The sequence below is a fragment of the uncultured Caballeronia sp. genome (assembly GCF_964243625.1).
Classification (GTDB): domain Bacteria; phylum Pseudomonadota; class Gammaproteobacteria; order Burkholderiales; family Burkholderiaceae; genus Caballeronia.
The window spans coordinates 1-2,035 of the sequence record NZ_CAXTGZ010000847.1 but is presented as its reverse complement, the minus strand read 5'-3'; the positions used below and the strand labels follow the sequence as shown (position 1 = coordinate 2,035).

The window sequence follows — 2,035 nt, the reverse complement described above, 5'->3', positions numbered from 1 at the left end:
GACTTTGTACTCAAGCGCGCCGATGGCGAATGGGCGTATCAACTTGCAGTTGTAGTGGACGATGCAGATTGCGGCGTCACGCATGTTGTTCGCGGCGCAGACTTGCTGGATTCGACCGCGCGCCAGATCTATTTGCAGCGATGCCTGGATATGCCTACGCCCGCTTATCTGCACGTGCCCGTGGTCGAGAATGACCACGGCGAGAAGCTCAGCAAACAAACCGGCGCAACGGCACTGGACACGGCCAAACCGCTCGCAGCATTGACGCAAGCAGCGAGGCATCTCAGCCTGGAACCCTTGTCCGCCGGATCGCTTGAAGCTTTTTTCTTGGACGCCACGACTCAATGGGCGCGAAGGTTCGGGACGTAGTTTCGTAATCTTCAAAAAGCAAAAAGCGGCATCGCGGCCGCTTTCTTCGCTACACATTCCCACAAACCCATCAAGACTCCGACGGTGTCCTGCGCGGCATGCCCAATCCGCCCAGCAACGCAGCCAACGGCTGACGCGGCGTATTCTTGCGCTCGGCTTCCGCCGCAGCCTCGTCCTGTGCTTTCCTTGCCGATGCCGGCGACGCTACGTACGGCTTCAGGAAAAAGTCATCGACCGGTTGCTGGCGCGAATGCGAACGTTCGAACGATGTAGAACGGCGGCGCGGCTCCTCGCTGCGTGCATGCCGGGATTCACCGCGTTCGGCGCGGGCCGGCCGTTCGTCGCGGCGACCCGGAGACGATTCGCGCCGCACCGGGACATCGACCTTCAGCGTCATGACTTCGAGCGGCCGCTTGATCAGCTTTTCGATATCGGCGAGTTGCTTGCGCTCGTTCGGGCTGCACAGCGACAACGCGTCGCCCGTCGCACCCGCCCGTCCGGTCCGGCCAATACGGTGAACGTAGTCTTCCGCGCTGAACGGCAGGTCGAAATTGATCACTGCCGGCAAATCGGTGATGTCGAGGCCACGCGCGGCAACGTCGGTCGCGACCAGCGCTTCGATCTCGCCTTTCTTGAACGCATCGAGTGCCTGCATGCGCTCGCCCTGCGTGCGATCGCCGTGGATGGCCGTCGCGATGATTCCGTCTTTTTCGAGCACGCGTGCGAGACGGCTTGCGCCGATCTTGCTGTTACAGAACACCAGCACCTGCTTCAGCCCGCGCTCGCGAATCAACTGCGTTACCGCGCCCGACTTGTCGCTTTCAGCGACTTCGAACACGATTTGCCGCACGTTCGCGTTCGTGGAATTGCTGCGTGCGACTTCGATGGTTTGCGGATTGCGCAAATAAGTCGCCGCCAGTTTCTTGATTTCGCCCGAGAACGTGGCCGAAAACAGCAGCGTCTGGCGCTCCTTCGGCAGCAGGTTCAGGATGCGCTGCAGATCCGGCAGGAAACCCATGTCGAGCATGCGGTCGGCTTCGTCCAGCACGAGCATCTGTACCTGACCGAGATTCAGCGTCTTTTGCTGAACGTGGTCGAGCAAGCGACCGGGCGTTGCGATCAGGATTTCCACGCCGCGCCGCAAGGCTTCCGACTGCGGATTCATGTCGACACCGCCGAACACCACCGTACTGCGCAGCGGCGTGTGTTTGGAATAAGCCTGCACGTTACCGGCGACCTGATCGGCGAGCTCACGTGTGGGCGTGAGGATCAGCGCGCGCACGGGGTGCCGGGCAGGCGATGCGCTCGTGCTGGCCATTGGCAGCAGGCGCTGGATGATCGGCAGCGAGAAACTTGCAGTCTTGCCCGTGCCGGTTTGCGCGGCGCCCATGACGTCGCGGCCAGCAAGGACCACCGGAATGGCCTGCGCCTGGATGGGCGTAGGGATCGTGTAGCCGGATTCGACGACTGCGCGCAGGATGTCGGCGGACAGGCCGAACTGGTCGAATGTAGGCACGGGAGCAGGCGCTGCAGCCTCGGGTACGTGAGGCGTAGCGCTGATTTCAGCGCCGGGTGCGTCGGATTGAGCGGCGGACGGGTTCGTGACGACGGGATCGGACATGGTGACTTTGGTGGCTTTCGCTTTCGCTAAAAATGCGCCGGAGCG

At 62.1% G+C, this 2,035-nt stretch carries 2 protein-coding genes; one reads left to right on the top strand and one right to left on the bottom strand.

Going from position 1 to position 2,035, the window contains the following annotated elements; genetic code table 11:
• A partial coding sequence (locus ACFFAR_RS31690) for a glutamate--tRNA ligase family protein (protein WP_375509286.1) occupies positions 1-369 on the top strand: 369 nt, incomplete at its 5' end.
• A gap of 70 nt (positions 370-439) precedes the next feature.
• Here the strand turns inward: ACFFAR_RS31690 and ACFFAR_RS31685 are convergent.
• Positions 440-1,990 (bottom strand): DEAD/DEAH box helicase, encoded by a 1,551-nt coding sequence (locus ACFFAR_RS31685; protein WP_174362666.1) that lies wholly within the window; start codon positions 1,988-1,990, stop codon positions 440-442.
• Positions 1,991-2,035 lie beyond the last annotated feature (45 nt).

Excerpts from the sequence above, each read along its gene's own strand:
- ACFFAR_RS31685 (WP_174362666.1), bottom strand. The coding sequence starts at position 1,990 with ATGTCCGATCCCGTCGTCACGAACCCGTCCGCCGCTCAATCCGACGCA.